This is a genomic window from Lachnoclostridium sp. (genome assembly GCF_031997925.1).
Taxonomy (GTDB): domain Bacteria; phylum Bacillota; class Clostridia; order Lachnospirales; family Lachnospiraceae; genus Lachnoclostridium.
On record NZ_DAMADT010000004.1, the window covers coordinates 91,951 to 99,974 of the forward strand.

General features: G+C 37.5%; 5 protein-coding genes and 1 pseudogene. 4 read left to right on the forward strand and 2 right to left on the reverse strand.

The window, feature by feature from the left end; all coding sequences use genetic code 11:
• A pseudogene (locus RTP52_RS04570) lies at positions 1–588 on the forward strand (cation:proton antiporter); the annotation flags it as partial.
• Between the two features lie 34 nt (positions 589–622).
• Entirely contained in the window at positions 623–973 is a 351-nt protein-coding gene (locus tag RTP52_RS04575) for a P-II family nitrogen regulator (RefSeq protein WP_312369485.1), read from the forward strand.
• Positions 974–1,130: 157 nt separating this feature from the next.
• Here RTP52_RS04575 and RTP52_RS04580 read toward each other — a convergent pair whose 3' ends face one another.
• Positions 1,131–2,207, reverse strand: coding sequence for a lactonase family protein (locus tag RTP52_RS04580; RefSeq protein WP_312369486.1), 1,077 nt, complete (start codon positions 2,205–2,207; stop codon positions 1,131–1,133).
• A gap of 216 nt (positions 2,208–2,423) precedes the next feature.
• Here RTP52_RS04580 and RTP52_RS04585 point away from each other — a divergent pair, with 216 nt between their 5' ends.
• On the forward strand, positions 2,424–2,897 hold the full coding sequence (locus RTP52_RS04585; RefSeq protein WP_312369487.1) for a hypothetical protein: 474 nt from the start codon (positions 2,424–2,426) through the stop codon (positions 2,895–2,897).
• Between the two features lie 239 nt (positions 2,898–3,136).
• On the opposite strand, the gene RTP52_RS04590 is transcribed toward RTP52_RS04585, so the two are convergent.
• On the reverse strand, positions 3,137–4,504 hold the full coding sequence (locus RTP52_RS04590) for a discoidin domain-containing protein (protein ID WP_312369489.1): 1,368 nt from the start codon (positions 4,502–4,504) through the stop codon (positions 3,137–3,139).
• A 248-nt stretch (positions 4,505–4,752) separates the two neighbouring features.
• Here RTP52_RS04590 and RTP52_RS04595 point away from each other — a divergent pair, with 248 nt between their 5' ends.
• Positions 4,753–7,623 carry an endo-beta-N-acetylglucosaminidase gene (locus RTP52_RS04595; protein WP_312369492.1) on the forward strand — a complete coding sequence of 957 codons (2,871 nt, stop codon included), beginning with the start codon at positions 4,753–4,755 and terminating at the stop codon, positions 7,621–7,623.
• Positions 7,624–8,024: the final 401 nt, after the last annotated feature.

The window sequence follows — 8,024 nt, forward strand, 5'->3', positions numbered from 1 at the left end:
GAGCTACAGGCTGTTGCTTTAATGGCGATTGGCATCGCAACAGGAATTTCGATTAGTTTAGGATTATCACCTTTATTAACATGTATCATGATGGGTACTACAGTAGTAAATGCTTTTAAAAAATCAAAGAGAGTTTTTGATTCGATCAATGACTTTGCATCTCCGGTCTATATCTTATTCTTTACATTAGCGGGTGCCAGCTTGGATTTAAGTATCTTAGTCAGCGTTGGAATTGTGGGGGTCGCTTATGTGTTTGCAAGAGCCGGGGGTAAAATGCTGGGTGCATGGGGCGGTGCGAAAGCGGTAAAAGCCGATCCAAAGGTTACGAAATACCTTGGCTTAGGGTTACTCCCTCAAGGTGGTATATCGATTGGTCTTCTTGTTCTGGTCCGCCAACAATTACCGGAATTTGCCGTGGCTATTGGTACTATTATCATGTTTAGCGTTCTGATTTATGAAGTAACAGGTCCTATATTTGCCAAGATTGCGATACAAAAAGCCGGTGAAATTGACGGATTAAATAAGAAGGATGAAAAACATAGCAATAAGAAAAATAATGTTTCTCAAGTTACACAGTTGAATAATTAATCAAATTAATGAAATAAAAAACTGAGGTGGAATTATGCATGTTTTGTTCATTGTATTAAATGATGTTGATAGTTTAGATGATATTTTATCTGGTTTTGTAAGGGAAGGAATTAGTGGCGCAACCATATTGGACAGCCAGGGAATGGGAAGTGCTATTGTGAATAATGATAACAGGAATGTTCCTCTATTTAGCACATTACGCATGCTTCTAAGCGACTCACATCCCTATAGTAAAACGATTTTTACTGTTCTTGAAAATGAGAAGATGGTAGATAAAGCGGTAGCAGTAGTTCAGGAAGTTGCGGATGGCATTTCAAGTACTGGGGTAGGATTTATGTTTACTGTTCCCATCGGTAAAGTTTATCAGATGAAATCTGAAGACTAAAGTCAGATCACAATTTGCCTGACAGGAGTGTGCAAATGACATCAGGCAAATTGTGATTGAAATTAAGGGGTAAGGACTTGCCTGTTTTAAAATGCCACGTAGTGGCACATGAGGTTATGAGCAAGTAGCGTAAGCGGATTGCGAATATCCGCTTTGACTATCTATTTGGTAAGCATAGGATCGCCAATCCTTGTGAACCTAATTTCGGCAGTTGTGTATTGCTGAAAACTTTTTTGGGGATTAGTGTGCCTTCTCGGCCAGTAATAAAAACGCTGATGGAACCCTCATTTCCGCTTAGTACATACAGATGATTGGTACAAACGCCACTATCAATTGGTGCGCCAGACCCATCTTTCGTGCTATAAACAATATTTGAAACACTCACATGTCCATCATATTCAACTTCATACGTTGTTATTGTGTGGCTACCAGCATTGGAAGTATAGGCAAAACGTCCATCTTCAGATAGTGCAACCCAACAGGTAGCTACTTGAAAATTCAAAACGGATGAACTGATTACAGAAAGTGTTCCATTATGATTAACCTTATAAGATGACAATGCATTTGTTCCAGCCTCCGTAACCAGTAATATTTCATTTGTAAAGAAAACAGAGCCAAAAGGTCCGGGACCGCTAGAATTACTGACGATAGGACCGGTGAGAGATCCGTCTGGTTGAACGGTAAATACACTGATTAGGTTAGTGTTCTGCTCAGAGACCGCTATTTTTTTACCGTTATAATTGATGACAATGCATGTTGGCCTGGCATTATTTGAACTCAATGATTTAGTGGAACCAAAGATTTCGGTAAGCTTACCGTTTTCGTCTACCTGAAAACCGGTTACATTAGATGCAATATTGCTCCCATTGCCTGCATTTGCCACATAGAGAAGATTACGGTGAGTTGTTAGGCTTATTGGTAAGAAGCCACCGGACTGCTTCACGTCTGCAAAAATCAGGGTTCCCGAGTTGGTGATTTTAAAGCTAGTGATACTATTGCTACCTGCGTTCACGACGAAAAGGAAATGTCCGTTATCTGAAAGTATGATTGATCCCTGTGAACCAAGAGGATCAACTGTTTGGGTTCCAGTGCCTTCACCACCTGTTTTGTAAGCCTTAATAAATTTAAAATTATCACCGGAATCATGGCGAATAGCTACAACTTCATTAGAATCAGCAGCATTCGACATAGAGTAAACCATGTATCCATGCGCAAAATCTGTCATATCATACATTTTCTTACCACTCCTTAAACGATTTGCTATTAATAAGAATAAGTATACAATTTTGTGTTAACATCTTATTGGTATCAATATATTCAATTTATTTACTAAAATGCGAAAATATTTATAGACCTATGGCAAGTATGGGCAGAGCAAGATGCATGAATTACTACGGATTGGACAAGTAACGATTGAAGAATTCCAAATTTAAGTACTGGGGTAGGATTAATGTTTACCGTTCTCATCGGTAAAGTTTATCAGATGAAACATGAATACTTAATCGGATTTAGGCAGGCATTGCTTCGAGATATTGTAGATATTTATAATTATGCTGACATAAATGAATTTCCCAAGGGGGTTGTTTGTATGGAAATACATAACTGTAATTTAAATATACATTATACGGCATCAAAAGAAATATGGGAGCAATTAAGTCAGATGTATACTGAGATGCCATATTGGATAGGTTTTGTTGAGGGCATTCCTCATTGGTATGGTACCTCTGGAAAACAAATAAGTGCATCTGTTGAGCCAAGTGGATTACAGCTTTATGCTGAGCTACCACAGGAAGAATGGGAAAAGTGGTTGTCTAATTTTAAAAGCAGAGCAAGCATAATAATGGGGTATGAAGTCGGAGAACCTGAAGAAGGTTTTGATTTTTTAGGATTTTGGGATGATAGTGACTATGCCAAAGAAGAATAAATAGATAAACCGCCCCCTGATGAAGATTTTGACTATCAGATGGCGCAGGTAAAAAACATTACAAGAAACATCTAATCCCAATAATAGACCCTATAAAAGACCCTATAAAAGAACTATATCTAAAATGGTTCATTTTATAGGGTCTATTTTTCATTCGCTCCTTCCACCATTAGTTATCATAAGCAATGTTTACTGTTTGAATAGAAATAAATCTCGACAGATTAAATTAGAGAATCAACTTAATATAATTCAAACTCATAAATCCTAGCAATATTGGAAGTAGTTTGCGTTGCGGCGGTAATGTATAAGCGAACATAGCGAGCACTAAACGTTGTTACGGTACGATCTGTAGTATTTGAAGTGTTATTTGTTACGGTATCTACATCTGTCCAATTGATGCCATCCGTGCTTTTTTGTAACTTAAAACTCTTGGTATTATAAGAGGTGCTTTCGCCACCAATGCCGGCATGTTTTACAACCCATCTTGATATGTTATAGGACCCACCTAAGTCGATTTTTAACCATTTAGCAGAATCAGAGTTATCAGAACACCATTTACTATTGCCATTTCCATAACCTGCGATGGAACCGTCTACAGCTTTGTCCGGTGTTTCGTTTGTTACATACTGATTTGCTGTTGCTGATTTTTTGAGAGAAATATTGTTTGAAATTGGTGGAGTAGGCGTAGGTGTAGGTGTTGTTGTGGTAAATACTGAATTAATTGCATTCGCATAGTCGACGGTTGAATTTGGACTTGATAACTTCATTAAATCATCATATAACCAGATAAATCCACCATCGGAGGAAGACTTCCAATTGGTAAGCTTTGATTTAACGGAGCTAGCAGAGTCTCCTTGACTTCCGTTATGCAAGCACCATAGTCCAGGAATCACATTCATACCCATGATGGATTTCCAGGAAGATGGGCTGTTACCTGCTCCACCATCGTAGCATTGCAGGTACACACGATCAACAATGGAACCAAGCTGGGATTTCACACTGCTCCAAAAGCTTGAGGAAGTGTAGGGACATAATGTAACCTTCATTCCCATAGCGGCACACATTTGCCCAAATTGTACTGTTGAATTTACATTGTATAAGGATTCATCATCGAAATTTACTGCATCTGCTCCTGTTGCATTTTTAAGAGCTAAAAAATTACGATATAGTATAGTATTTGAACCAGTACCATTTGCATTAATTAATGCCTGAATATTCTCAAAATCACTGCATCCCCAAGCTCCAACACTTATCTCAACGCGAGTGACAGAGGTGGTACCTGTTTTTAAGGATTGCCATGCAGTAGCCCATGCAGGGTCTCCTACGTAATTACCGTTTTGACATACAAGTACATCGTTGATGTATAAGTCTCCATTTGGATGAGGATGTACTGACCAGATAATTACTGTGTTAAAACCAGAAGCTTTTAATTGATTCATTACTGGTTGACCGCCTGTAACAAAGGGGCCTCCTCCAAATATTGCAGAAACAGCAGAGGAGGCTGCTTCCACCTTGGTCGGTGAACTAAAGATAGTAAAGCATTGGAACAAGAAACATATTACTAAAAGTAATCCGAAGTGTTTTTTAACGATGCATCTTTTTAACATTTGTTATACCTCCTTTATACTTTATTTATAAGAAGGATCAAAGGTTGCGATTCTTCTTATTTTTAGTATAGAAGCGAGCTTTTCAATATTCAAAGTGAAAAATTTTATTTTTAATGGAGTAATTAAAGAAATGTAAATTTCTAAAAATTTAAAGCTAGAATCCATACAACGATTATGGAATTATTACACTTTCTCATTGAAGGATAAGTAAGTAAACTTACAGTATATTTATTTTTAAAGGAGGAGTTATGAAAAAACAATATTATAAGTTTGTGTCAGTAGCCCTGATTGCTACAATGTTCGTTACCGGCTGTAGCAAGAATTCTTCCGACATAAAGGATAATGCCACAAACTCAGAAGCAGTTGTCACAGAAGCTGTTGTCACAGAGACAGGACAAGTAACAAAGGAAGAGAAGGTACTAGAGGAAGTACAGGCACCAGGAAAAATAGTTTATAAGGTAACACCAGAGACAGAATCCGATATGAAAATGATGAATATACCAAATGCACCTTATTGGTTCCCAGCAGAGCTGTTGGAATGGAATCCGAGGGAAGCGAAAGATTTAGATTTGTATGTATCGAATGTTCCTCTGAAAAGTAGAGTAGATAAGAGTAAGCTGGTGAAAAGTAACCCGACCCAGTTAGCAGATTTTAAAGTTGCCGCATTATCTATCATGAATTCCAGTACAAGCGGAAATTCTCCGCATGGATTGAATCGCTTCAATGCAAATACATTCTCCTATTGGCAATATGTAGACCAATTAGTATATTGGGGAGGTTCTGCCGGAGAAGGCCTCATTGTTCCACCTACGGCGGATGTAACGGAGGCAGCTCATACCAATGGTGTTCCTATATTAGGTACCATATTCTTAGCACCAGAAGCATGGGGCGGAAAAATAGTATGGTTAGATGATTTCCTGAAAACCGACGAAAACGGTCAATTTTTATTAGTGGATAAGTTAATCGAAGTATGTACAGTACTTGGCTTTGATGGCTGGTTCATTAATCAAGAAGTGGGCGGAACGAAGGAAGCTCCATTAACGAAAGAATATGCTGATAACATGTTATCATTTGTACAGCAATTTAATGAAAAGGCAGCAGGTAAGTTCTCCTTCATATGGTATGATTCCATGACGGAAGAGGGCGTAATTGATTATCAAAATGCTCTTACTGATAAAAATGATGCTTACCTGATTGATGAAAATGGGAAAAAAGGTGCGGACAGCATGTTTTTAAATTTCTGGTGGGCAGCAAGTGCATTAGCAGACCAGGAGTTGTTAATAAAATCCAATGAAAAAGCGAAAGAAAAAGGAATTAATCCTTATGATCTTTATGCCGGTATCGATGTTCAGGCAAATGGTGTTATGACCCGAATTAACTGGGATTTATTCGAGAAGAATAATGTACCGCATACATCCATAGGGTTATATTGTCCAAGCTGGACCTATTTTGCAGCAGATAGTTTAGATGCTTTTGAGAGATATGAAAATCGTATGTGGGTTAATGAGCATGGCAATCCAACGATCCCGACAGAGGTTTCACAATATGACTGGCATGGGATTTCTACCTATGCAATCGAAAAAACAGTTGTAAATCAATTACCTTTCATCACAAATTTTAATAAAGGAAATGGATATAACTTCTTTATAGATGGTGAGAAAATCTCTGTACAGGATTGGAATAACAGAAGTATTACAGATGTTATGCCAACCTACCGCTGGATCTTAAATCAGGAAGAAGGCAATAAATTAAAACCAGGTATTGATTATGCGAATGCATATTATGGAGGAAACTCAATTCGCTTATATGGTGCAATGGAAGCTAATAAAAAATCTGAATTAACATTATATAGTTCTGATCTGGCAATTAGCGATAAAACTAAGGCATATGCGATGCTGAAAGCAAACTATCAAGTGAATGCAGAGTTAGTATTAGAATTAGAAGATGGTTCCAAAGAGTATATCAAAGGGGATAATACTCTAAACAATGAATGGGCTAAAATAGTGTTTGATTTATCGAAAGTGAAAGGAAAAACTGTTAGAAAGATTGGCTTTAACTTTAGCTCTTCTAAGTCGGATATGATTCTCATCAATATGGGTAATCTTACTATTTTCGAGGAAAGCACGGCGGTCCCAACTACTCCTGGTAATTTAAAGATTGCATATCAGCAATTTGATGATGATGGACTATTTGCAGGGGTTAAGCTAGCATGGGATGGCGCTTCTAATGTTAAATATTATGAAGTATATAAAATTTATGATGATGGAAGTAAATCCTTCCAGGGAGCTACAACAGCAAAAGCACATTACATTCATGCCCTTTCTAGGGAGGAAAGAGAAAAGACGTCAACTTTTGAAGTAATTGCAGTAAATAATATGCAGCAAAGAAGTCAGGGGACTACGGTAGTAATGGAATGGCCGAATAATAGTTTACCGAAAGCAAATATGAAGGCTTCTAAGACCTTTGTTGCTCCTGGGGAAGTAGTAGAATTTACAAGCTTATGCTCTCCAAACACTACAGGTTATGAATGGTCCTTTGAGGGAGCAGATCATGCCGCTGCAACAGAACAGAATCCAAAAGTGACATATGCAAAGGAAGGCGTATATAATGTCAGCTTAGTTGCTAAGAATGAGGAAGGAACAGCCGAATATAAAGTGGATGGCCTGATCGTAGTTCGTAGTGATGCTTCTGGTGATATTCCTGTAATTTCAGAAGGTAAGAGTACAACCGCTTCCGGTTATGTCAATGAAAATGAAGCACCTAGGTTTGCAGTCGATGGAAAAACAGAGACAAAGTGGTGTGCAACTGGTTCGGCACCACATGATATTACCATTGACCTTGGTGAAACTAAAATGGTTAGTGAAGTTTATATGGCTCATGCAGAAAAAGGAAACGAAAGCCCTGACAGGAATACTTCATGGTATACCATTGAAACCAGTGTAGATGGAAAAAGCTTTGAACATGCCCTTGAAGTTAAGAACAATGCCGCAGCTGAAACCTTAGACACATTTAAGCCAAGAGAAGCACGTTATGTAAAAGTTACAGTGATGAAACCAACACAAGGTTCCGATACCGCTGTTCGTATTTATGAAATTCAAGTTCATGGGTTTAATAAATAAACCATTAAAACTGTCTTTATCTACAGCGTATAGCCTAAGATAAAGACAGTTTTTTATATAAAAGGAAAGATACAGACCGCGTTCAACGTTCTGATAAGAAAGTTTACAAAGCATGCTTTATTCATGATAAGTGAAGTTGTTAGTTCACCTCTTATTTCCAATATTGTTTATGATTTTTTTTGAGCAAAAGCAAGATTTATTATATATATTTACCAAAAAAACAGATTAATGCAGAACGCATTTGTAGAAATATACCTATAAAAAGTACATCATATATGAAATTATTCAAGTTTAAACGTCTAATTTTCTGAAGTATACTTAATATTGTAGATAAGATGTGCATGGAGGATGTAATGAAACGATATGCATGTCTTTGTAAGAAACGACAAATAAAGAAAAAG